26 protein-coding genes and 1 riboswitch are annotated in these 24,090 nt (G+C 40.7%); of the genes, 11 read left to right on the top strand and 15 right to left on the bottom strand.

The features are described from left to right. Positions 1–35: 35 nt before the first annotated feature. From BLS32_RS16655 to BLS32_RS16640, 4 genes are all read right to left on the bottom strand, one after another. On the bottom strand, positions 36–587 hold the full coding sequence (locus BLS32_RS16655; RefSeq protein WP_091398649.1) for an acyl-CoA thioesterase: 552 nt from the start codon (positions 585–587) through the stop codon (positions 36–38). Continuing rightward, a complete protein-coding gene (locus tag BLS32_RS16650) occupies positions 577–942 on the bottom strand; it encodes a 6-phosphogluconate dehydrogenase (protein WP_091398647.1) in 366 nt (121 codons plus the stop codon). The genes BLS32_RS16655 and BLS32_RS16650 overlap by 11 nt, the downstream gene beginning before the upstream one ends. Next, positions 939–2,312 carry a DNA recombination protein RmuC gene (locus BLS32_RS16645; protein WP_091398645.1) on the bottom strand — a complete coding sequence of 458 codons (1,374 nt, stop codon included), beginning with the start codon at positions 2,310–2,312 and terminating at the stop codon, positions 939–941. The genes BLS32_RS16650 and BLS32_RS16645 overlap by 4 nt, the downstream gene beginning before the upstream one ends. 125 nt (positions 2,313–2,437) lie before the next feature. Then, positions 2,438–2,710, bottom strand: coding sequence for a hypothetical protein (locus tag BLS32_RS16640; protein WP_091398643.1), 273 nt, complete (start codon positions 2,708–2,710; stop codon positions 2,438–2,440). Positions 2,711–2,982: 272 nt separating this feature from the next. Between BLS32_RS16640 and BLS32_RS16635 the strand changes: the two genes are divergently transcribed. Next, on the top strand, positions 2,983–3,900 hold the full coding sequence (locus BLS32_RS16635) for a proline and serine-rich protein 1 family protein (RefSeq protein WP_091398641.1): 918 nt from the start codon (positions 2,983–2,985) through the stop codon (positions 3,898–3,900). A gap of 128 nt (positions 3,901–4,028) precedes the next feature. Here BLS32_RS16635 and BLS32_RS16630 read toward each other — a convergent pair whose 3' ends face one another. Beyond that, complete coding sequence (locus BLS32_RS16630) at positions 4,029–5,453, bottom strand: MATE family efflux transporter (RefSeq protein WP_091398633.1); 1,425 nt, start codon at positions 5,451–5,453, stop codon at positions 4,029–4,031. 231 nt (positions 5,454–5,684) lie between these two features. Continuing rightward, entirely contained in the window at positions 5,685–6,038 is a 354-nt protein-coding gene (locus BLS32_RS16625; protein ID WP_091398631.1) for a hypothetical protein, read from the bottom strand. 148 nt (positions 6,039–6,186) lie between these two features. On the opposite strand from BLS32_RS16625, the gene BLS32_RS16620 reads away from it, so the two are divergent. Then, positions 6,187–6,771, top strand: coding sequence for a pseudouridine synthase (locus BLS32_RS16620; protein WP_091398628.1), 585 nt, complete (start codon positions 6,187–6,189; stop codon positions 6,769–6,771). 11 nt (positions 6,772–6,782) lie between these two features. Continuing rightward, positions 6,783–7,238, top strand: a complete 456-nt coding sequence (locus tag BLS32_RS16615; RefSeq protein WP_091398625.1) for a tRNA (cytidine(34)-2'-O)-methyltransferase — start codon at positions 6,783–6,785, stop codon at positions 7,236–7,238. Positions 7,239–7,253: 15 nt separating this feature from the next. Here BLS32_RS16615 and BLS32_RS16610 read toward each other — a convergent pair whose 3' ends face one another. Genes BLS32_RS16610 through BLS32_RS16595 form a run of 4 tightly spaced genes read right to left on the bottom strand, consistent with a single transcriptional unit; the run spans position 7,254 to position 10,762 of the window. After that, on the bottom strand, positions 7,254–7,751 hold the full coding sequence (locus BLS32_RS16610; RefSeq protein ID WP_091398622.1) for a hypothetical protein: 498 nt from the start codon (positions 7,749–7,751) through the stop codon (positions 7,254–7,256). 48 nt (positions 7,752–7,799) lie between these two features. Next, positions 7,800–8,588 carry an ABC transporter ATP-binding protein gene (locus tag BLS32_RS16605; RefSeq protein ID WP_091398620.1) on the bottom strand — a complete coding sequence of 263 codons (789 nt, stop codon included), beginning with the start codon at positions 8,586–8,588 and terminating at the stop codon, positions 7,800–7,802. Continuing rightward, entirely contained in the window at positions 8,588–9,586 is a 999-nt protein-coding gene (locus BLS32_RS16600; protein ID WP_091398617.1) for an iron ABC transporter permease, read from the bottom strand. Before BLS32_RS16600 ends, BLS32_RS16605 begins: the two co-directional genes overlap by 1 nt. A gap of 33 nt (positions 9,587–9,619) precedes the next feature. After that, positions 9,620–10,762, bottom strand: coding sequence for an ABC transporter substrate-binding protein (locus BLS32_RS16595; RefSeq protein WP_091398614.1), 1,143 nt, complete (start codon positions 10,760–10,762; stop codon positions 9,620–9,622). 92 nt (positions 10,763–10,854) lie between these two features. Next, a riboswitch (cobalamin riboswitch) is annotated at positions 10,855–11,119 on the top strand. A gap of 31 nt (positions 11,120–11,150) precedes the next feature. On the opposite strand from BLS32_RS16595, the gene BLS32_RS16590 reads away from it, so the two are divergent. The 4 genes from BLS32_RS16590 to BLS32_RS16575 are packed head-to-tail and all read left to right on the top strand — an operon-like array spanning position 11,151 to position 16,366. Continuing rightward, positions 11,151–12,977 carry a TonB-dependent receptor plug domain-containing protein gene (locus BLS32_RS16590; protein ID WP_091399043.1) on the top strand — a complete coding sequence of 609 codons (1,827 nt, stop codon included), beginning with the start codon at positions 11,151–11,153 and terminating at the stop codon, positions 12,975–12,977. Between the two features lie 3 nt (positions 12,978–12,980). Then, positions 12,981–14,084 carry a YncE family protein gene (locus BLS32_RS16585; protein WP_091398611.1) on the top strand — a complete coding sequence of 368 codons (1,104 nt, stop codon included), beginning with the start codon at positions 12,981–12,983 and terminating at the stop codon, positions 14,082–14,084. A gap of 12 nt (positions 14,085–14,096) precedes the next feature. Then, complete coding sequence (locus tag BLS32_RS16580) at positions 14,097–15,380, top strand: DUF5074 domain-containing protein (RefSeq protein WP_091398608.1); 1,284 nt, start codon at positions 14,097–14,099, stop codon at positions 15,378–15,380. Next, positions 15,380–16,366 carry a T9SS type A sorting domain-containing protein gene (locus tag BLS32_RS16575; RefSeq protein WP_091398605.1) on the top strand — a complete coding sequence of 329 codons (987 nt, stop codon included), beginning with the start codon at positions 15,380–15,382 and terminating at the stop codon, positions 16,364–16,366. Before BLS32_RS16580 ends, BLS32_RS16575 begins: the two co-directional genes overlap by 1 nt. A 33-nt stretch (positions 16,367–16,399) precedes the next feature. On the opposite strand, the gene BLS32_RS16570 is transcribed toward BLS32_RS16575, so the two are convergent. After that, on the bottom strand, positions 16,400–17,857 hold the full coding sequence (locus BLS32_RS16570) for a S41 family peptidase (RefSeq protein ID WP_091398603.1): 1,458 nt from the start codon (positions 17,855–17,857) through the stop codon (positions 16,400–16,402). A gap of 121 nt (positions 17,858–17,978) precedes the next feature. On the opposite strand from BLS32_RS16570, the gene BLS32_RS16565 reads away from it, so the two are divergent. From BLS32_RS16565 to BLS32_RS16550, 4 genes are all read left to right on the top strand, one after another. Continuing rightward, the gene (locus tag BLS32_RS16565; protein ID WP_091398600.1) at positions 17,979–18,488 is read left to right on the top strand and encodes an RNA polymerase sigma factor; all 510 of its coding nucleotides are present in this window, start codon (positions 17,979–17,981) and stop codon (positions 18,486–18,488) included. Continuing rightward, complete coding sequence (locus BLS32_RS16560; RefSeq protein WP_091398597.1) at positions 18,475–18,927, top strand: hypothetical protein; 453 nt, start codon at positions 18,475–18,477, stop codon at positions 18,925–18,927. Before BLS32_RS16565 ends, BLS32_RS16560 begins: the two co-directional genes overlap by 14 nt. A 72-nt stretch (positions 18,928–18,999) precedes the next feature. Continuing rightward, a complete protein-coding gene (locus tag BLS32_RS16555; protein WP_091398595.1) occupies positions 19,000–19,557 on the top strand; it encodes a DUF4252 domain-containing protein in 558 nt (185 codons plus the stop codon). A 5-nt stretch (positions 19,558–19,562) separates the two neighbouring features. Further along, complete coding sequence (locus tag BLS32_RS16550) at positions 19,563–20,096, top strand: DUF4252 domain-containing protein (RefSeq protein WP_091398591.1); 534 nt, start codon at positions 19,563–19,565, stop codon at positions 20,094–20,096. Positions 20,097–20,143: 47 nt separating this feature from the next. On the opposite strand, the gene BLS32_RS16545 is transcribed toward BLS32_RS16550, so the two are convergent. From BLS32_RS16545 to BLS32_RS16530, 4 genes are all read right to left on the bottom strand, one after another. Beyond that, positions 20,144–20,593 carry a sterol desaturase family protein gene (locus tag BLS32_RS16545; protein ID WP_170227590.1) on the bottom strand — a complete coding sequence of 150 codons (450 nt, stop codon included), beginning with the start codon at positions 20,591–20,593 and terminating at the stop codon, positions 20,144–20,146. Beyond that, positions 20,590–21,429 carry a phytoene/squalene synthase family protein gene (locus tag BLS32_RS16540; protein ID WP_091398588.1) on the bottom strand — a complete coding sequence of 280 codons (840 nt, stop codon included), beginning with the start codon at positions 21,427–21,429 and terminating at the stop codon, positions 20,590–20,592. Before BLS32_RS16540 ends, BLS32_RS16545 begins: the two co-directional genes overlap by 4 nt. Before the next feature lies 1 nt (position 21,430). Then, entirely contained in the window at positions 21,431–22,891 is a 1,461-nt protein-coding gene (locus tag BLS32_RS16535; protein WP_091398585.1) for a phytoene desaturase family protein, read from the bottom strand. 75 nt (positions 22,892–22,966) lie between these two features. Further along, positions 22,967–23,854, bottom strand: coding sequence for a MerR family transcriptional regulator (locus tag BLS32_RS16530; protein ID WP_307725632.1), 888 nt, complete (start codon positions 23,852–23,854; stop codon positions 22,967–22,969). Positions 23,855–24,090 lie beyond the last annotated feature (236 nt).

Here is a 24,090-nt window from a genome sequence, read left to right as displayed (position 1 = left end):
ATAATAATTTGTTCGCGAGTATGTTAAAAGATATTTTAGTTCATTTCAATGCGCACATTGTAATTTTTAAGTTGCGATAATGCTGCTGCTGAAGTATGGTCAAATGCTTCTTCATGAAGGTCTTTTTCTTTCTTCAAAGCAATGTGTTTTACGGCGTTGTAAAAGCGCCTGACTTCGTCTTTATTCGATAAAATCAAACCTGGAACAGTCGCATTTTCCCCATTTTCGGTTTTTGCCACCATTGTAAAATAAGAAGAATTGCAATGCTTCACTATGCCGGTCCGGATGTTTTCGGCTTCAACGCGCACGCCAATGATCATAGAGCTTTTTCCTACATAATTGATGCTGGCTTTCATGGTGACCAATTCGCCGATTTCTATCGGATTCAAAAAATTAACGGTATCTACCGAAGCCGTCACGCAATAATAACCCGAAAACTTTGAAGCACAGGCAAATGCGATCTGATCCAACAGCGACAAAATATAACCGCCGTGTATCTTTCCGCTGAAATTGGAGTGCGACGGCAGCATCAATTCTGAAATCGTGACCTTTGAGGATTTCACCGTTTTGAATTTCTTATCTGACATTGAACGGCGATTTTTCAGGTTCGACGCTCGTTACAAAATAATGACTTTCGCCCCACCAGGGAAATGTTCGGTAACGTTCTACATAAGTGACTTTGACGTATTGTCCCTGCATGTTTTTTAAATCTTCGATGACCTGTTTGTCGCTGTCCAAAACAGAAAACGAGAAAATCTGCGCTCCAGAAATTCCCTGGCTCATTTCGCCTTCCCAGGTTTTAAAAATCACGCCTTTGCTGCTCACTTTAATCAATTCGCCCGCCCTTAAGCCTTCGCTGTAAGTCGCATAATATACAAATGCAAACCATGTAATCAAGCTGACAACAATAGCTGCTAAAATCAGGAGTAGTGTTTTTTTCATAATAGTTCGGTTTCGTTTTCGTCTGTTTCGGCTCTTTTTAAAATGCTTTCAGGCAATGCTTTTTTGGCTTTGGCGCCCATTTTCTTAAGTTTTTCAACACTGGTGATCAGGTTTCCTTTTCCCTCGACCAATTTGTTCATTGCGCCCTGGTATTCGGTTTTGCTTTCTTCGATTTTTTTTCCGAGTCGGATCAGATCAGCAACAAAACCTTCAAATTTATCATACAAAGCCCCGGCCTGGCGTGCAATTTCAAAGGCATTTTCCTGTTGTTTCTGATTGGCCCACATGCTGTCGATCGTGCGCAATGTTGCCAATAGGGTAGAAGGTGTGACAATGACAATATTCTTCTCGAATGCTTTGTTGTATAAGGCGGTGTCTTCGTTAAGGGCAACAGCGAATGCAGGTTCAATCGGAATGAAAAGCAATACAAAATCCGGACTTTCAATCTGGTACAAATCGTGGTAATTCTTATCGCCAAGCTGCTCCACATGGCGTTTGATCGAATTCACATGCTCTTTTAAAAATGCCGCCCTCAAAAAATCATCTTCTTCATTGATGTATTTTTCATAAGCTGTAAGCGACACTTTCGAATCGACTACCATCTTTTTTCCGTCAGGCAAGTTGATCACAACGTCAGGGAAAACGCGTTGCCCGAATTCATTCGTAAAACTCTGCTGCACTTCATATTCGCGGCCTTTTTCAAGCCCCGATTTTTCGAGTACGCGCTCTAAAACGAGTTCTCCCCAGTTGCCCTGCATTTTAGAATCGCCTTTCAGCGCTTTCGTTAAATTCAAAGTTTCACGGCTCATTTGCTCGTTCATTTCGCGCAAACCTAATATTTGTTGGCGCAAAGCTGCGTGGTAATCAATGCTTTCCTTGTGTGTGTCTTCGACTTTCTTTTCGAACAAATGGATTTTTTCCTGCAACGGCGACAGGATGTTTTTCATGTTTTCCTTATTCTGCTCGGTAAATTTATTCGATTTTTCTTCCAATATTTTATTGGCGAGGTTTTCAAATTCTTTGGTGAATTTTTCCTGGAGCTTTTCTACTTCCTGCTTTTGTTCGAGATTGCGTTCCCAGAGGTTTTCAAAATCGGTTTCTTTTTTGGAAAGCTGGATCGCGAGGCTGTCTTTTTCGGTACGGATGATTTCTTTTTCAGCATTGGCTAATTGCAGTTGCTTTTCGGCATTCAAACGTTCGTTTAGCAATTGCTCTTTTAAGGCGATGAATTGTGAATTCAGTCCGATGTTTTTTTCTTCGAGCGCTGTTTTTTCAGATTGGGAACGCGCGGTAAACAACAATTTTCCTATGAAAATCCCAATTCCGAGCGCAATGATAAAGGTGATGATGGTAATGATGGCAGTATTCATGTCTAAGGTTTGTAAAAAGTAAATGTAAACAATTCCGCGAAGAATTTATTTGACTTTTTTCCATAAAAAAACGGCCTAATATTTAGCCGTTTTTTCAGGAGTGACCCAGGATATATGTAGGAGAGTTAGTTCAGGATCCTAAACTGGCTGTCGAATTCTTTGTTTCTGATCCTGCGCTCAGAATAACTGTTGTACATTAAATTGCGAACGTGCTTTTTGTGCGCTTTGATCGTTGGAAAGTAAGACACGATCCCAACGATTGAAATCAGGATTAATACCATCCAGATCGCCATGTAAATGATGTAGTTCATATCGGTAGAATACTGAAGGTTTGATGCGAAATAATAACCGGCAAATGCAAACACGCCCAGAGATATAATAAGTATTAGCCTTTTCATAACATTTAATTTTAGTGGATTTTGATGTAAATATCCTCGGATGATTCGCCTTAAATATTTTTATCTAAATTATAATCGCCACGCTAAAAATCACTTATACGATTTTGGGATAGTCTTATATGATTTCTGTTAACATAATTTTTGGTTGTAAAATGACTTGACAAAATTTACGAAATCGTTTCCCATTTGAATTTTTTAAATATATTTGGCAGGGATTTTGTAAAGCGTCCAACACGAAATAAAAGCTTGACAAACATTCAAAAACAAAACTTATGACAAGAAAAATTACCTTTAGCTTCCTTTTTTTAGTATTGAATTTTACCGCTTTCGCCCAAAGCAATGTTGGGCATTTAACGATTTTTTCAGAAGATGGAGATCGTTTTTTTCTGATTTTAAATGGCGAAAGGCAAAATGACATCGCACAGACAAATCTTAGGATCGAAGACCTGAACCAGCCTTATTACAACGCTAAAATTATTTTTGAAGATAAAACGTTGATGGATATTTCTAAAAACAATCTCGCATTAACCGATGCTGATGAGATTTTTAGCGATGTCACTTACAAGATCAAACGTGATAAGAATAACAAGTCGAAAATGAAGATGAATTTCTTTTCGATGATTCCTGTAGAACAACATTATGTTGCGCCAAAAAATGTATATGTAATGCATTACGGACAACCGCAGCCGCCAGCCATGAATGTATCTCAAACTACAACTACAACGACTACAGCGGGAACGAACATGTCGGTTGGAATGAATACCGGAGGTGTAAATATCGGGATGAATGTTAATTTCAACGACCCGGTCGTGACCACGCAAACAACAACTACAACAAGCGGTTCTTTCGACAATGACAATCATGCGGGACACGATCATGAAAGAGGCTGCAACCGCAAATTCGCGATGCTTCCGGCAGATTTCAACAGTGCATTGGCCACTGTAAAAAACCAGAAATTCGACGATACCAGATTAAAAACCGCAAAACAGATTACGTCTGCAAACTGCCTAAGCGCAGGACAAATTGCAAAAATCGCCGAAGTTTTCGGTTTTGAAGAAAGCAAACTCGATTATGCTAAATTCGCTTATGACCATTGTACGGAAAGAGAAAATTACTTCAAGCTCAACAATATTTTCAGCTTTAGCTCTAGCGTAGATGAATTGACAAATTTTATTCAGGGCCAGGAATAATAAGGGTCAAATGTCGATTGACGAATGACAAATGAAAGCCTGCAAACATAAAAAAGACGCTGCAACAAACAGCGTCTTTTTTTTGCTCAATATATGACCGTTCGACGTTTGTCATTCGATGTTCAACATCAAACCTTAATCGTTTTCCATTTTCCTCTCTTAAACAAAATATAACTTGCAATTGTTATCATGGTTTCGGCAACCGGAATCGCAATGAAAACACCGTCAGGGCCAAGCCCGAAATGTTTGGCAAGCAGCCACGCAAACGGAATCTGGAACAGCCAAAACCCAATCAGGTTGACTTTTGTCGGTGTCCACGTATCGCCTGCGCCGTTAAAGGCATTGATCATCACCATCCCGATTCCGTAGAAAATATAACCGCACGCAATAATCCGCACCGCGCGAACAGCATAAATCCTGACTTCTGCATCATTTGTGAAAAACGCCACCAGGTATTCGGCGCCAAGCAGTGAAATCAGCATGACGGTTCCCATGTAGATCACATTGTATTTCGCTGTTTTTAAAACCGATTCCTCTGCACGTTGCACTTCTTTCGCGCCAAGATTTTGTCCGACCAATGTCGCTGCGGCATTGCTCAATCCCCAGGCTGGCAAAAGGAAAAACATCATCAGCCGCATCGCAGTCTGATAACCGGCAGATCCATTATCGCCGCCGGTTGTTGCCACGAGTTGCGCCAGGAAAATCCAGCTGCACGAGGCGATCACAAATTGCAAAACTGCCGGCGCCGCAATTTGTACCAATGCTTTGATTTGGATCCAATCCGGAGTCAGGTAAGCCAATGTGATCTTCAGCATATTTTTCCCATTGAACAAATGATACAATTGATACCCAACGCTAATGCTTCGGCCAATGGTCGTTGCAATCGCTGCTCCGGTCAGGCCAAATGCGGGAACCGGGCCAAAACCGTTGATCAATATCGGACATAAAATAATGTTGCTGATGTTAGCGATCCAAAGGCTTTTCATCGCAATCGCAGCATTTCCCGCACCTCGAAAAATCCCATTGATTAAAAACAACAAAGCAATAATGATGCTTCCGCCCATCATGATCTGGATGAAAGGCGTTCCGTGTTTGGCGGCTTCCGGTGAAGCACCCATTAGCAATAAAATGTTGGTTCCGAAAATAACGCCCAAAATACTGATCACCGCGACAATGGCAACAGTAATTAAAATTGCCTGCATTCCGGCTTTTCCCGCCGCTGCCGGATCTTTTTCGCCGATTCTTCGAGCTACAACAGCCGTTGCTGCCATACTGATCCCAATGGCAAGTGAATAGATAATGGTTAAAACCGATTCGGTCAGGCCAACGGTTTGTATCGCGAAACTGCTGTGTTCCAAATGCCCGACGAAATATAAATCAACCAGCGCAAACACAGATTCCATCATCATTTCGAGCATCATCGGAATGGCAAGTAAAATTACCGATAGGCGAATGCTCCCGGTAGTAAAGTCAAGTTCCTCGCCGCGCAAAGATTTTTTGATGACTGATAATATTAGAGATAATTTACCCTTTGCAGGTGTAATTTGTGTCATGATAAAAAAAATAATAATTGATAATTGTGGCAAGATGCAGCTGCATTCGCCTTGTTGTTAGCGCAATGTAAATGTCCTTTTTAAAAAGTGAGGACGGCTAAAACAATCATAATCTGTAGAATTTACCGCAAATATATCATTTTTAAAACATAAAAAAACCGTCAGGAATTTTTTCTCAACGGTTTTGAAAATCTTTGAATGCTTGAATCATTTCAATCTTTAAATCTAATTTTATTCATCAAGCTTGATGTTTCCACGGTCTTTATGATTGTCCGGGTGCGAATTCGGATAACGATTGGTTGCGATATCAGAATTCCGGTCTTTGTTCTCAACCGTTTTCTGCTGCGCTTCTTCCGATTTTACACCACGGCTCAGGCTTTCATTTTCATCCCAGTTTCTATCGCCTTGTTCCTGATTTCTGGCACGTTCAACATTTTTCGTGTTTCCGTCTTCATCGGTTTCTTGTTCTGTATTCAATTTTTCCTTCGCCGGATTGTAGTCTTTCGGGATGTTTTCACCGCTAAACCCTTCGTTGACTTCCTGTTCATTATTGATCTTTTTTGATCCCAAATCTTTATTTTCCATAACTGTAGTTTTAAAAGTTAGTGCATTGTTCCTATAATATTACGCCTTTTAAATCTTAGAAGCCATTCCTTTAACATTGCTTTTGGACAGTATTTAATTGGCTTGAGCGGTTTCAAAATTCTGAAAACAAACCTATATTTGCAGTCTGATGAAGCACCAGCATTACCTTATTCACAAACCTTACGGATTCTTGAGTCAGTTTATTTATGAGCTGAAGCGTAAGAAGAAATTGCTTGGCGAATTGTATGATTTTCCTGTTGGAACAATGGCCATCGGCCGGCTAGATGAAGATTCTGAAGGCTTGTTATTATTGACCACCGACGGTATGATGAGTGAAATCGTCCGAAGCAAAAAAGTTCCAAAAGAATATTACGCGCAGGTTGACGGAATCATCACGCAGCAAGCGGTCGACCAGTTGAAATCCGGCGTCGAAATCGGTTTCAACGGAAAAAAATACACCACCAGAAAGTGCGATGCTTTTTTGTTGAATGAAGTTCCCGATTTTCCAGCACGTACGCAAAAAATCCGCGATGAACGCCACGGCCCGACGAGCTGGGTTTCAATCACTTTGAATGAAGGGAAATTCCGCCAGGTTCGGAAAATGGCTGCGGCAGTGGGTTTTCCAACGCTTCGGCTAATTCGGGTTCGCATCGGAAACATCCATTTAAACGACCTGAAATCAGGGGAAGTGCGCGAAGTCGATAATTTTGATCTTCCCAATTCAGAATCTTAAATCAAATATACATGCTCAATATTGTTTTAGTCGAACCTGAAATTCCAAACAACACCGGAAATATAGGTCGCCTTTGCGTGGGAACCGGAAGCCGTTTGCATTTAATTCATCCTTTCGGATTTAAGATCACCGATACCGCTGTAAAGCGCGCCGGGCTTGATTATTGGGTTCATCTCGATCGTACAGAATATCAAAATGTTGACGAATGGATCGCCCAGATTCACGATAAATCCCGCGTTTTTCTATTCAGTTCACATGCTGAAAAAACGTATTACGAAAATGATTTCCAGGATGGCGACTGGCTGGTTTTTGGAAAGGAAAGTGTCGGATTGAGCGAAGAAGTCTTAGAGCAATTTGAAAATCACTTAACGATCCCGATTTCGCCATTGGTTCGCAGTTACAACCTTGCAAATTCCGTTGCTTTTGCAATCGGCGAAGCCAAAAGACAACTGTCTTACAAACGTTGATTATTTTCTGAGCGATCAGTTAACGATGAAATTGGAGAAAGAAACAGCGATTTTATTTGCGGTATCTTCAAGCGTCGGCTTTACATCTGAAAAATCTTCTTTGAGATTGCCATCGGGCATGAAAAAATCGGGAATTGTCGTTTTTACAGGCGTTCCTTTGAGGTAGATCTGCTTGACGGAAAATTGTAGTTTGTAAGTTTTGTCGGCATTAAAAACAATATTGAGCGTATACGTGATGTCGTATGAAAAAGTCTCGCCGAGATTCCTGAACAAATAGGCATTTTTCTTCAGCGCATCAATTTTGAGCGAACTTTCGGTCACATCATAAACGTCATAACCTTGCTTGTTGTAAAAGGCTGCCCAGGATTTTGAAGCTTCAATCAGTTTTTCGTTTGGCTTATTTGGCGTTGGCAATTCAATCGGTGTAAAACCTTTTGAAGTCATTTCTAATTTTGGCTGTGCGAATGCCAATACGGTGCACAAAAACAGGAATATGGTAAATGTGAATTTCATCTTTTCAGGTTTTGGATCCTAACAAAGATAAACGAACTCAACTTCAGATTAAAGATTTTTAAAGACAAACTTGTGTTTTTCGGGATCAAAAATGATGTTTTCACCTTCAAACAGCGTGTCAAAAACTTTGTCGGCAATCAATTGATCAAGACTTCCGGGAATGACTTTTCCGTCAGTCATCACGATCATTTCATCACTAAGCTGGATCGCCAGATCAATATCATGTGTAGAAAATAAGATGCATTTTTTAGTTTCAGAGGCGAGTTTTTTAAGCAATTTGAACAATGAGACTTTATGGAGTAAATCCAAATGTGTCGTGGGTTCATCCAGAATAATCAATGGCGTGTCCTGTGCAATCGCGCGCGCAATCAGCACTTTCTGCAATTGGCCGTCACTGATCTCAAAATGTTTTTTTTGTTCCAGAGGCGTGATTTGCGTCAGTTCGAGCGCTTCATTTATTTTTGAAAAATCATTGTCGGTCAAAGTGCCAACCCAATTCGTATACGGCTGTCTTCCCAAAGCGACCAATTCGAAAACAGTTAAATTGCTCGGCGGTAATTTTTCAGTTAAAACGACGCTGAGGTTTTGTGCCGCTTCAAGCGAACTGTAAGATGAAATATTTTTACCGTTTAGGAAAACGGCTCCTGAAAGCGGTTTCTGGATTCCGGTAATCGTTCGCAATAAGGTTGATTTTCCAACGCCGTTTGCACCGATCAGGGAAATGAGTTTTCCTTTTTCCAAAAACAAATTAATGTCTGAGGCAATGGCATTTTGTGCTTTTTTCGAAGGATAGCCAATCGATAAATTTTCGGTTTTTAGGATAATCTGATTTTCCATTAGGCCATCATTTTTCGTTTTCCGACCAAAAGCCAAATGACCACCGGAGCACCAATGATTGATGTGATCGCGTTGATCGGCAAAGTTATATCGGTTCCCGGAATCTGTGAAAAAATATCGCAAATCAGCATGATGACCGCACCAAAAAGCAACGTCGCCCAAAACAAAATGTTGTGGTTGCTCGTTTGAAAAACCAGTTTTGAAATGTGCGGAACGGCAAGCCCGACAAAAGCAATTGGACCTGCGAAAGCAGTAATACTTCCGGCTAAAATTCCCGTTGCGAAAATGATAATCAATCGTGCCTTATTGTAATTCAATCCTAGGCTTTTTGCATAGTTTTCACCAAGCAGCATGGCATTCAATGATTTAATACTAAAAAGACTTAGGATCAATCCGATAAATACGCAAATAGCTAAAATGATGATTGATTGCCACGACAAATTTCCGAGGTTTCCGAGCGACCAAAAGGTGAATTTCTGCAATTGTTCGGCGGTACTGAAATACGTCAGAACCCCAACGATCGCGCTTGTAAAACTCGAAAACATCAACCCGACTATTAATATCGCCATGGTATCGCGGAGCTTTTGTGAAACTACTAAAATCGCTAGTAAAACAAAGGTGCTTCCAAAACATGAAGCTAAAATAATTCCAAAAGACGAAACCAAAAACGACGCTAAAAATGCAGGTAAAAACGCCGATCCTAAAATGACAAAAGCGACGCCCAAACTGGCTCCCGAACTCAATCCGAGCACATACGGACCTGCCAACGGATTTCGAAATAATGTCTGCATCAGCAAACCGCTCACAGACAATCCCATCCCGACCAAAACGGCTGTAATCGCTTTGGGCAAACGGTAGTTGATGATGATATAATGCCAGGATTCTTTGGAAGCGTTTCCGCCAGTGAGACTCTGGAAAACCTCTTTTACAGGAATCGAAACCGAACCTAAGCTGATGTTTAAAACAAACAGCAAAGCCGTTCCGATGATCAGAACCATAAAAAGAATTTTATGTCGGCTGCCGGTTTGCAATTATTTTAATTTTTCGAAAAAATACAGTTCATATTGTGGCAACAATTCCGGATGAAGGATTTTAACCATATCGTTGAGCACTAAATCCGGGCGGTTTGGCGCCAATTCGAAATAAATCAGCCCACCCGTTTTTCCTTTTTTCGTACTGTAAGAATAGACGTTTTTATTTCTGAATGACGCGAATTTCGCATAATGCGGATTGCTGTCGGACAGTTCTTTCAAGCTTGTAAATTGTCCCGGCCCGATCCAGAAATCGGCGTGCTCACCCTTTTCAAAAACGGTTTCAAACGGCAATGACAAACTTCCGGAACCTTTGGTATTGTTCCACAAATAATTTCCTCCAGCCTGAGCAATGATTACCGATCCCCAGCTTTCGCCTTGCGGCAGATACCATTGGTTTTCAAACATCGCTCCGGATAAAACCGTTGGTTTGGTGGTGGCTTTTTTGGCGATTTCCAATGTGGCGTTGTAGTCTTTTTCGATGTTTGAAAAGATCGAATTTGCTTTGGATTCCAATCCGTAAAGTGCTCCGAAAAACTTAATCCATTCGGCTTTCCCGAGTGGGGACAATTCGTTCCAGTCGCCGTTGAGGATGACTTTGAGTCCGCTTTTCTGTAAATTGTCGAGTGATGGATTGTTGTTGTCAATCCCGTACCCAACGATGACATCGGGCTGGATGTCGATAATCACTTCGGTATTTAATTGCTGGCCTACGCCAATTTCGCGTATTTTTTTCTGGTCGATTAGGTTTCTGACTTTATCCGAAGAAACAAAATCCAGGTTTGGAAATCCAGTCAACGTATTTTCAATACCGAGCATTTCGAGTGACGGAATGTGTGTTGTTGATGTTACTATAATATTTTTTATCGGAACTTGAATGATCGTATTTTGCTTCAAACTATCAGGAATACCGGCGCCTTTTTGCTGCAACACATAAGTATAATCTTTATTCGCTTTCGGCCATGGATTGCTGACTTTTACAACCGAAAAACCGTCGTATTTGTAAATCGAAAGTCCTTTTGCATAGTAGATTTCGTTAGCTACAGCCTGATTTTTATCCGTGGAAACGGTCTCGTTTTTTTTACATCCGCCAAACAAAACCAATAAAAAAATCAGGATGGATTTAAGAAAGAAATGTTTCATTGAAAATTATTAAAAGTAAGGCAAAGGTAAAAGTTACGCCGGTTTTTTTGCACAATCGGCAATCTTTATTTAATTATTCAAATGATACGCCTATATTTGCAGCGAATTGAGGTTGTGATTTTGAATACTGTAAATCACATTAAAAGGGAATCAGGCAAGGGTATTTTTGATTTAAGAAGTACGATTTACGATAACGTTCGTAAATCAAACATTGAAAATCATAAATCCCAAAATCCTGAGCTGTTCCCGCAACTGTAAGCTACAAAGACTGCTGTTATCTCCAAAACCACTGTTGCAAAACGGGAAGGTAAACATCAGGACGCAAGCCAGGAGACCTGCCTTTTTTCTTAACGAATATCGAATCTTCGGGAAAAAAGATTCAGAAAGGATGACTGCGAAAAAGCTGTTTTTAGGTGTTTTATTTTTGATGTGCCAGGTTGTTTTGGCGCAGCAGGATTCTATTGCTTTGAAGGAAGTTTTGGTTTCGGATTATCAGCTGAAGCATTTTTCGGATGCGCAATCGGTACAAAAACTCAACGATACGATTATCGGCAGGAACCAATCTTCGCTGACTTCATTACTCAATTACAATTCGGTTGTTTATTTTAAGGAAAACGGACTCGGAATGGTGTCGTCGCCTTCGTTTCGCGGCACAACAGCGCAACAAACCGCGGTGATCTGGAACGGCATCAACATCAATTCGCAACTCAACGGGCAAACCGATTTTAATACGATTACGACGCGTGATTTCAGTGAAATTTCAGTAAAATCAGGCGGAGGCAGTATTATTTACGGCAGCAGCGCGATCGGCGGCAGCATTCACTTAAACAACGACTTAAGTTTTAAAAAGCGTTTTGAAAATGAGATCCGGCTGAATTATGGAAGCTTCAATACTTTTGGCGGCAATTACAAACTGGCTGCAGCCGATGCTAAAACGAGCGTGAATTTAAGTATTTCGAGAAACAGTTCGGATAATGATTACGAATATTTAAACACGACAAACCTCAGGAATGAAAACGGGCAATTTTACAACACCAGTGTCAATTTGGCTTTCGGATACAAACTCAACAAGGCGAATGTTTTAAAATTGTACAGCCAGGTTTTTGAAAGCGAACGGCATTTTTCAGGTACTTTGGTTTCGCCTTCGCGCAGCAAATACCAGGATTTGAATACGCGGAATTTACTGGAATGGACGGCTTCAAACCAGACTTTGATCTCCACTGCAAAAGTGGCTTTCCTTTCTGAAAAATATAAATATTTCGGGGATTTCGATTCGGATCATTTTGAAACTTCCAAAGCTGAAACAGTCATCGCAAAATATGACCTGAACTGGAAAATTTCGCCAACAATTAACCTTAACGGAATTGTAGATTATACCAAAACCAAAGGCATCGGATCGAATATCGGTGATGAAACCAGGAATGTCGCGTCGGCAGTTTTGCTTTTTAAGCACCAATTGCTTCAGCAACTCGAATATGATTTTAGCATTAGGAAGGAATTTACGAATGCCTATCAAAGTCCGGTTTTGTTTGGATTTGGAACAAAATTTACGGCTTCCAAACATTACAACATCAAATTAAACGTTTCACGCAATTTCAGGATTCCGACGTTTAATGATTTATACTGGCAAGGTGCAGGCAATCCCGATTTAAAGCCGGAAAGTTCCTATCAGGGCGAAATCGGGCAGGAAGTCACTTTTGGGAATTTCACCATTTCTGCAACCGCTTATTACATGAAAATCGAGAATTTGCTGCGCTGGATGCCAAACGGAAACATTTGGGTTCCTGAAAATGTGGGTAAAGTAAATAGTTATGGTGCGGAAGGATTTTTGAATTTCCATAAAAAAATCGGTGCTCATTTCATAGAATTTCACTCGACTTATGCGTATACGATTTCGGAAAATGAACTGTTGAAAAAACAGCTGGCTTATGTTCCTTACCATAAATTCAATGCAGAGCTGGTTTATTCATTTAGAAAACTCACGTTCAACTACCAATATTTATTCAACGGACAAATTTTTACACTTGCCGATGAATCGGATGTTTTAAAAGCATACCAGGTTTCAAATGCCGGAATCGATTGTGATTTTGGTTCGAAAAACAACTACAAAATCGGTTTTCAGGCGCTCAATATCTGGAATGAAAATTACCAAAGCATGCCGCAAAGACCGCTTCCGGGAAGAAATTACATGATCAATCTCACACTTAAATTTTAAACTATGGAACAAATTAAATTATTTTTAACTGTTTTGGCCGGGGCGCTTTTTTTCGTTTCGTGTTCAGACGACGATGCTGAAGATGCAGGCCGCATTGCTTTGGGAAGTTACGATCTTGGAACTTTGGTTTTGAATGAAGGGAATTTTAATACGGGAAATGCATCCGTATCTTATATTTCTGATGATTTTTCTGTCAGTCAAAATGATATTTTTTCAATTGTGAATGACGGCGCAGTACTTGGCGATGTGGCACAAAGCGTCGGATTCAACAACGATCTGGCGTATATTGTGGTCAACAATTCACAAAAAATTGAAGTCGTCAACCGCTACACTTTCAAAAAAGTGGCAACGATCAACAATCAAATCAGAAACCCGAGATACATTGCATTTGCAAACGGGAAAGGGTATGTGACCAATTGGGGAGACCCGATCAATCCGAATGATGATTATGTTGCGATTGTCAATCTATCCACACAAACCGTAACGTCTACGATTCCTGTTGCAGAAGGTCCGGAACAAATTGTTCCTAATAACGGAAAATTATTCGTTTCCCATTCCGGCGGTTTCCATTTCGGAAATACGGTATCTGTAATTTCAAATGATGCCGTTTCATCCACAATTGCTGTTGGCGATGTTCCGAAAGAGTTGCAGATTGTTGACGGAAATTTATGGGTAACATGTAAAGGCAATCCGTCTTACGCACCATCGGGAACAACAAGCGGAAAATTCGTAAAAATCAATGCGGATACCAATGCGATTATTGGAGAATTGAAGTTTCCAAATGGGCAGGCAGCGACCAATTTAGGAAGCAGTGCCATTTCGGGAACGAACATCTACTATAACATTGGCACAGCCGTTTACAAATGCGCGACAGATGCACCGGTACTTCCTACGACTCCGGCTTTTGACGCAGCTGCACAGGGCGCGGCTTCGATTTATGGTTTGGCGGTAAACAACGGGCGCATTTATGTTTCGGATGATGCAGGATTTACAGTACGCGGAAAAGTCTATGTGTATGCTGCCGGAAACGCAGAATTTGCGATCGGGGTACTTTTGAACAGAACGACTGTCGGTGTCGGACCGTCGGCATTTTACTTTAATAATTAACCAAAAATCAATATGAAAAAATTTTACAAATTACCGCTTGCCCTTCTTGCCCTGATCTTTTCGACTGCAATTTCTGCACAAAATACCAGTGGTGTATTGGTGTTAAACGAAGGCAGCTTTGGTGTTGACAATGCCGGAATGTCATTTCTTGCAAACGGACAGGTGCACCAGCAGGTTTATGCCGATGGAAATAACAATGTTCCATTGGGAAATACCGCACAAAGCATGGCTTTCGATAGCGATCATGCTTATGTCATTTTAAATGGATCCAACGCATTGAAAGTCTTGGACAAGCAAACCCTCGCGCTTCAGGCAATCATGCCGATCGGGCTTTTCAACCCAAGGTTTATCACACTTGCAAACGGAAATGCCTACATCACTTGTTGGGGCGACGGCGGAAATGCTTCCGATGATTATGTGGCAGTAGTTGATTTGCAAAGCCTCAGCATTACGACAACAATCCCTGCGCCCGAAGGTGTCGAAAGGATCATCCAGGTTGGCGACAAATTGTATGTTGCAAACCAGGGCGGTTACGGTTACGGAAACACGGTTTCTGTAATTGACGTGGCTACGAATACCATTACTGCAACGATTCAAACGGGCGATGTGCCGAATTCTATTATTTCAGACGGAAGTGTGTTGTATGTGCTTTGCGGCGGAAAACCAATGTGGGCGACACCGGAGACTTTTGGAAAACTGATGAAATTCAATTTGGCAGACAACAGCCTGATTAGTGAAATCAACTTTGAAGGCAAACATCCGTCAAACTTAGAATTGTATGGCGATTTTTTATTGTTTTCGATTGAGACCGATATTTATAAAATCACGCTTGGCGATACGGATTTGCCTGAAAATCCTTTGTTTTCCATTGATGAAGTCGGTTCTTATGGCGTGTACGGAATGGACGTGATCGGCGATCAAATTTATGTTGCCGATGCAGCCGATTACGTTTCGAACGGAAAAGCTTTGGTATATAATATGAACGGTGTGCTCCAAAATTCTTACACAGTGGGCGTGATTCCGAATGGTTTTTATGCTGCCGATGTTTTATTGTCAACAGAAAATCCGAACGGTATTGCTTCAATTTCTGTTTTCCCTAATCCAACAACGGAACGTTTTTTTATCAATACCGATAAAAATGCAGCGGTAAAAATATATGATATTTCAGGCAGGTTGGTAAAATCAACGACTTACAATCCGTCAGGAATTGTGGTTTCTGACTTGAATAGCGGAATTTACCTGGTTGAGATTACCATCAACGACCAGAAAAGCATCAAACGCATCAGCATCAAATAATGAAAAAAGCCGCTGCTTTATTTTTAATTCTGATTGGAATTTCATCAAATGCCCAATCCTATCCGCCCGAAGCCGGAGTTGCAGGATCGACTGCGATTTTTAAAGAAAGTGCCGATTTCAAAGCCTGGGCAACCGGAATTGAAGTAACTCGCGGCTATCTGAAAAAGTCAGATCCGAATTTTTCAATTGGCGGAAATAATAAAGCCACTGCAGGTTCGCCTTCAGATGCTTTGGGCTTCCCCGATGGAAATACGGTAAGTCTTGGCGATGAAGGAAACGCGACGCTCACATTTGCTTCGCCAATTATCAATGGCGACGGTTTTGACTTTGCCGTTTTTGAAAACGGCGGGCCAACATACCTCGAACTGGCTTTTGTAGAAGCGAGTTCGGATGGCGTTCATTTTTTCAGGTTTCCGGCGCACAGCCAAACGCAAACGCAAACGCAAATTGGCCCGTTCGGAACGCCATCAGCAACCTATTTGAACAATCTTGCCGGAAAATACAGCGCGCAATACGGCACGCCGTTCGATTTAAGCGAGTTGCCCGATGATGATTTTCTGGATAAGAATAATATTACACATGTCCGAATCATTGATGTTGTGGGTTCGATTGATCCCGAGTTTGCGACTTTTGACAGTTTCGGAAATGCGGTGAATGAATCGTATCCAACGCCGTTTGCTTCCTGCGGATTTGACCTGCAGGCTGTCGGAGTCATTCATCAACGAACTTTGGGGTTGAATGACAATCTGTTGCAAGCTATTTCGGTGTATCCAAATCCGGCAACCGATTACATCTGCATCAATTCTGAAAAGCAATTAAGAGCGACTCTATTTGACAATGAGGGCAGCATCGTGATTGAAAAAGATATTGATAAAAACCAAAAGATTCCGGTTTCCCAATTAAAATCAGGCGTTTACTTTTTGCGATTGGCATTGGATGATGCCGAAGCATCGGGAGAAATCCACAAAAAAATAATCATCAAATAAAAAAAGGCTTCTCAAATCGGGAAGCCTTTTTTATTATTTGATCAAACCTTCAGGGATTTTGGAAACATACATATCGGTTCCAACCGGATTCATCGACTTGGAATTTTTAAATTCGTCAAATATTTGTCCTTGATTTTGCGGGAAATGTTTTCCGTTTCCGGTGATTTGTGCAATGGCTATATTCAGGTACATTTCGGATGGATCGCCTAAAATTCCGAGATTTGCGAGGTTTTCTTTCCTTTCAAAATCGGGTTTAAAACCTTTAGCATAATCGCTTGAACCGTCTCTATTCAGAGTTTTCAATACGAGCGGCTGCATCGCATAATGGTGCGACGTATTGATATCTTTCTTGGTAAACGTAGGCGAATCGTATAAAGTAATCGACCCAACGTTTTTCCCGGTGGTTGTATCGCCAATCTGCACAATCGTGATGTATGGCTTGAGCCCGTTGATGATGAGTTCGCTTGCGGAAGCGGTGGACTGAGTCGTGAGAATGTATATTTTGGTGCTGTTCAGCGAATTGATGGCCGCGCCGGTATTGATTGTCGTCCCGAATTTATTCAGCAAAGTTTCAGGATTGTTCGAATTGTAATACGCCATCGCTTTGGCATTCCATTGCTCGCGGGCAAACAATTGTCCGTTGAACTGTCCGGTGATCATACTGGCGAGATGTGTTGCCGTTTCGACAGACCCGCCGGAATTGTAGCGGAGGTCAAGGATAAAATCGGTAATTCCCTGTGCTTTTAATTCGCCAAAAGCATTGTTCATCGCCGTTTCATAATTTGGATAAAAACCGTTGTACATTAAATAGCCGATTTTGTGGCTTCCCGAAGTAATAACTTTGTTGATATACACCGGATTTTCTGAAAGCACTGTTTTGGTAAGCGTTACCGAATTTCCGTTAGGAGTGATATTCCCGGAATTGAAGTCGGCAAGGTTCAGCGTGTAGGATTCCTTATCGAGCAACTCGCTAAAATTGTCGGTGTTGAGTGAAACGCCATCTATGGCATAAAAAATATCGCCGCGTTTTACGCCTTTGGCTTCAGCATCTGAATTCGGTAGTACGTAACGTACAATTCCGAAAACATCTGTTCCGGTGGAAGTCTTTAAATAAAATCCATAATCGGCTCCGCTATTTTTTGTAGTTCCTGCAAGAATGCCTTCAAGTTCAACGTAATCGTCAAACAATACGCTAAAGCGATCCACCGGATTTGACACCAATGATTTAGGCATATAGAGCAGATGCTGAAAAAAATCTTCAGAGTTGCTGTTGCTTTGCAAAAAACTATTGAGCGCTTTCTGGTCAGGGAACCGGTTGTCTGCTAAATCAGGAACATCGGCCTGCCATAAATAATAAAGGTTTAGGCCTTTCCAGATAAAATTATTGACTGCAATATCACTTGGGACGGCGTTGTCATCAAGGTCATCACAACTTTGGAACACCGTTCCGAACAACAGCAATAAAACCAATAATCTGCAAGTATTTTTCATAGCATTCATTTTGTCATAAGAAATGTAAATTTACTTAAATTAGTTTTATTGCAATTTCTTTGTAACAAAAAATATTGCATTTCGTCTGCACTTTGGAAACCACCAAAAAACAAACCTTTTTATGAACCAGAATGACTTTATGCAACTCGTTTCGCCTTTCAAGGATAAGATTTTCCGCGTGGCCAAGCGATTGCTCATAAGTACTGAGGAAGCAGAAGACGCGACCCAGGAAGTCATGGTGAAATTGTGGAATAAAAACGAAGGTTTGTCGGTTTACAACAGCGTCGAAGCATTGGCAATGACCATGACCAAAAATTACTGTCTGGATCAATTAAAATCAAAACGTGCCTCAAACCTGAAAATCGTCCACAACAATTTTACCGACCGCACACCGGGTTTGCAGCAGCAGGTTGAAGATTTAGATAGTTTGTCCTGGGTTGAAAAAGTCATCAACCAACTGCCGGAACAACAAAGACTGATCATACAAATGCGCGATATCGAGCAATATGAGTTTGCAGAAATTGCCAAGATACTGGAAATGAATGAAGCCGCCATTCGCGTGGCGCTTTCAAGAGCGAGGAAAACGATAAGGGAATTCATGACAAAAACACACCGCTATGGAATTAATTAAAATAGAACAATTATTAGAAAAATACTTCGATGGAGAAACGAGTATTACCGAAGAAAATGAGTTGCGCACTTATTTTTCTTCATCAGATGTTGCGCAGCATCTGGAACATTACAAACCTTTGTTTGGCTATTTCTCTACCGCAAAAGAACAGCAGTTTGAGCAACAGATTCCACTAGACACCAAGAAATTAAAAATAGCGTGGATTTCAATTGCAGCATCGGTTGTTGTTTTGCTTGGCGCCGGAACTTTCGCATACTTCAATTACCATCAGCCACAGCAAAATCAGGATTTAGGCACTTACGACAATCCTGAAATTGCGTTCAGGGAAACTCAAAAAGCACTGGAATTGTTGTCGAGCAATGTGAATGTCGGCGTTGAAAGTGTTCAGTATATCCATGAATATGAGGCTACAAGAGACAAAGTATTCATTGTTGACTAAACGAAATCTGCAGGCTTCGGGCATTATCGGGGCAAAATTTAAAAATCAATTAAAAAAATAAAATCAAAGAACATGAAATCAGCAATCCAAAAATTAGTTTTCGCTTTAGCAATCGCTTTACTGCCAATGCTAAACTTTGCCCAAGGCGCTTTTGATAAATTCGACGGGCAGGACGATGTGACTTCGATCATCGTCAACAAAAAAATGTTTGACCTGATGAGCAAGGTGAAAACCGATGCTTCGGATAAAGAAGCGCAGCAATACCTGAATCTCATCAAAAAACTCGACAATTTAAAAGTCTTCACGACCAAAAGTACCAGGGTTGAAAATGAGATGAAAGCTTCAGCCAATTCTTACATCAAATCTGCCGGACTCGAAGAATTGATGCGTGTGACTGAAAACGGGAGAAACATCAAAATCCTTGTCAAATCAGGATCAAGCGACACCCAGGTTCGCGAACTTTTAATGTTTATCGAAGGCGGAAAAGGCGAAGATACTGTCTTGATGTCGTTAACCGGAAATTTCGACCTCAATGAAATTTCGACCTTAACGGATAAAATGAGATTTCCCGGAGGCGACGATCTGAAAAGAGCAACCAAAGGTTCAAAAGGCCCGAAAGGCGCAAAATAAATAATATGAAACGATATCTCATCGCAACTTGCGCATTGTTAATGATCAGTTGCAACAACGAGCCTAGCCTTCAGAAATATTTTGTTGAAAATACGGAAAACAAGGATTTCATAGCACTTGATGTTTCGCCAAGCATTTTGAATTTAGACCAAACGAAATTGTCGCTGGAACAAAAAGAAGCGATGAAAACATTTGAAAAAATGAATGTGCTTGCGTTTAAAGCCAATGGTTCGAATAAAGCGGAATTTGCAACTGAAAGAGCCAAGGTCACCAAAATCCTCAAAGACGAAAAATACCAGCAACTGATGAAATTCGGTTCTGGGAAAGAAGGTGCTTCAGTAAGTTTTGTGGGTGAGGACGAACATATAGACGAATTCGTTTTGTTTGCCAATAAGGAAGACGCCGGATTTGCAGTCGTCAGGATTCTTGGTAAAGACATGAACCCGACAAGCATCATGACGATGATGACCGCGCTCAAAAATTCAAATATCAATCTCGATCAATTGAAGCCTTTGCAGGAAATGCTTGAGAAGAAATAAAATCAATCATTAATCAAAAAGAAAAACCTTCCGTAATTGGGAGGTTTTTATTTTTTAAAATATTTGAAAGGAACAATCAGCATTCCAAAACATTCTCCGTGCTCTTTTCCGGTGTGTTTGTGATGCATTTTATGTGCGCGCCGAACCGCTTTTGCATATCGGTTGTTTGCCGTACGAAGCAATTTAAAACGCTGGTGAATGAAAATATCGTGCACGACGAAATACGTCCAGCCGTAAACAAAAATCCCCAGTCCGATTGAAAGCCCGATTTCTAAAATATCATATCGCCATAATAGAAAAAAACCAATACTGACGAAAGCATAAAACACAAAAAAAGTATCATTGCGCTCAAACCAGGAATCGTGGTCTTTCCTATGATGATCTTCGTGCAGTTTCCATAAAAATCCGTGCATGATGAATTTATGCGTAAACCACGCCATGAATTCCATGAAGAAGAATGCCCCGAAAAACGCCAGTAAGTGAATCCAAATGCTCATAATAGATTGAATTTATAAGAGAAATAACACTGTGCGAAAAGTCCGTATTTCTGGTAATCCGGAACGCGGATGCGGGTATTTTTAATTTCTGCAGAAGGTGTTTTCTTTAATTTGGACAGTAATTTTTTATAATAAATGTAAGCCGTGTACACGCCGAATTTCGCATCGATCGGCAATTTCAAAATGCCTTCAAATCCGGCTTTTAAATCCGATTCGATTTCGTCGATGATGAGTTTTTTCGAATGTTCATCGAGTTTGTTCAAATCGGCATTCGGAAAATAACTGCGTTCCAACACTTCAAAATCGGCTTTCAAATCACGTAGGAAATTGATCTTCTGCAACGCCGATCCAAGCCGCATCGCCGAATGTTTTAACTCTTCAAACTTTGCATTGTCGCCTTTCACAAAGACTTTCAGGCACATTAACCCGACAACATCGGCAGATCCAAAAATATATTCGTTGTATTCGTCTGCCGTTTTGTACTCTTTTTTGCTGAGGTCCATTTTCATGCTTTTCATGAACGAAGCGATCATTTCAATCGGAATATTATATTTAGAAACCGTATGCTGAAAGGCGTTTAGTACCGGATTCAGGCTGATTTTATACTGCAGCGATCTATCCAGGTCAGATTCAAATAAATCAAACAATTCGGCTTTATCATAATCGTGAAAACTGTCAACAATTTCATCCGCGAAACGCACAAATCCATAAATATTGTAAATGTCCTGGCGAATTCCCGGCGCGAGCAATTTCACCGCTGTAGAAAACGAAGTGCTGTAAGATTGCGTCACATTCCTGCTGCATTCAAACGATATCTGGTCAAAAATGGATTTCATATTACGAGTGTTTCTCTATTAATTCGGCGGCCAGTTTTCCCGAAATCAGCGCCGGTGGAACACCTGGGCCGGGAACGGTCAACTGTCCGGTAAAATACAAACTACGCACTTTCGGGCTTTTTAGTTTGGGTCGCAGGAATGCCGTTTGCAACAGCGTATTTGCCATTCCGTAGGCATTTCCTTTATAAGAATTGTATTCCTTTACGAAATCATTTACGCAAAATGATTCCTTAAATATAAGGTTTTCCCGAAGTTTTTGCTGTGTTAAATTTTCAAGGCGAATCAGGATTTTCTCAAAGTAAGTTTCCCGAAGTTCCTGCGTATCTTTAATTCCGGGTGCGATCGGAATCAGGAAAATGGCTGCTTCGCAATTTTTAGGAGCTGCGTTTTCATCAGTTTTGGATGGAAAACTGGCATAGAATAATGGATTTTCGGGCCATTTCGGGTCGTCGTAAATATCCTTGGCGTGTTCGTCAAATTCCACATCAAAAAACAAAGTATGGTGCTGCACGTTTTTAACTTTTTTATCAAAGCCTACATAAAACAGTAGGGAAGAAGGTGCGAATGTGCGGCTTTCCCAATATTTTTCGGAATATTTCCTGTCTTTAAAATCGAGTAAAGTTTCGGTATGATGGTAATCGGCGCCGCTTAAAACCACATCTGCGGAAATGATTTCTGAATCAATTTCAATTCCGACCGCTTTGCCATTTTCAACTACAATTTTAGAAATATTGCTGTTTGTATGAATTTGAACTCCCAGTTCCCGTGCCAGTTTTTCTATCGCTAAAACAACGCTGTACATACCATTTTTCGGATGCCAAGTGCCAAGTCCGAAATCTGCAAAATTCATAAAACTGTAAAATGACGGTGTGTCTGAAGGTTTTGCGCCCAAAAACAAAACCGGAAATTCGAGTATCTGAACCAGTTTTTTATTTGTAAAACGCTTTCGAACTTCCTTGCTGATGTTGCTAAAAAACTGTCCGACTTTTGTCGCGGTTTTCAAAGTAACCAACTCAAGCGGCGAAACTCCGGGATTGTAAACCAAGTCTTTGATCGCGATGTCGTAATTGCTTTTGGCTGTGGCCATGAAATCTTCGAGGATTTTTCCACTGCCTTTTTCGATCGATTCAAATGTTTTGATGATTTCGGGTAAATTGTCTGCAATTGTTACAAAATCATTGACTCCAAAATAAACCTGATAAGCCGGAGCAAGTTTTTTCAACTCATAATAATCGGAAGTTTTTTTGTCGAAATCGGCAAAGAAGCGTTCAAAAACATCGGGCATCCAATACCAGGTTGGGCCAATGTCAAACGTAAATCCGTCTTTTTTTAACTGCCGAGCGCGTCCGCCAATGGTGCTGTTTTTTTCATAAATGGAAACTTTATTTCCGGCTTTCGCCAAATAACAAGCAGCGGCAAGTGATGAAAACCCGGATCCGATAATAACAATATTCTTTCTCATTGTTTAACGAATTTACAAAAAAATTAAACAAAATATCGAAATTGAATATTATTTTTGATTGCGAATTTAAAGTGCTTAAAAATGCTCGAGCAAGTCTTTAAAGTCGTCAAAAATCCTGATGTTTGAATCCATGACACTGTCGTCGATGTGTTTGGTTTGTTTTCCGGTAATCCAAATCCTGGAATGATCAGAAAGGATGTTTTTTTTCATCAGCTTGATGTAATCGTTGATCGCGCCGGTATCGGGATAAATGGTCATGTAGGTAACAAACTCGATGAGCCTGAAATTTTGTCCTAAATCTTTGAGGTTGTTCATCGGTATACTCTGCCCAAGATAAATCGTTTGGTGGCCGTGCATCAGCAATTCGTAGTTGATATACATGAGGCCGAGTTCGTGCAATTCGCCCGACGGCAGGTAAAGCACAAATGTACGGTCGGTTTTTTCGGGCTTTGAAAGTTGCGCCTTTTCAATATTGATGACGAGTTTTTGCTTGATCAGATAACAGATAAAATGTTCCTGTGCGGGCGTAATCGTTCCGGTTTGCCACAACATCCCGATTTCCTGCAGAAACGGAATGAAAACTTCGGTAAAGATGTCACTGAATGTTTTTTCTGAGAGCAAAGCATTGTAAGTTTCCAGAAAATGGTTTTGGTCAAAGTTTACCATCGCAATTTTAAAAGCGCTAATGGCGTGTGTTTTGGCACTTTTTGAAGAGATGATCTCAGAAACCAATTGCGGGATTTTACCTTCCGGATATTTTGAAATCGTAGAGATTTTATAACCGTGGTTGTGCAGCAACGTAATGTTTAGCAGTTTTTGAAGGCTTTCAAGATCATACAAACGAATATTCGTGTCGGTGCGCATGGGTTCCAGGACGTTGTATCGTTTTTCCCAGATGCGAATGGTATGCGCCTTGATTCCGGACAGGTTTTCGAGGTCTTTGATGCTGAAAGTATTTCTCAAACTGTTTATGTTTTGATTAGATATGTTAAACAAATTTAATTAAAAAGGACGAGAAATTTGAAGACCTCAGATAATAAATCAAATTTAAATGATGAAAATAATTTGTGGGTTGTCTTATTTTTGGAACTTAATTTAAAGATATGATCCAAAAAAAACAAAACTATTGTTGAAACGGCCTGCAATGGCATTCCTGGTTTTTTAGAGTTTAATGAACGTCTTAGGCAAAGCATTTCTAT

This window comes from Flavobacterium noncentrifugens, assembly GCF_900100375.1.
Lineage (GTDB): Bacteria > Bacteroidota > Bacteroidia > Flavobacteriales > Flavobacteriaceae > Flavobacterium > Flavobacterium noncentrifugens.
Note: the sequence above shows the minus strand (reverse complement) of the source record. Positions and strands in the feature narration are given on the sequence as shown.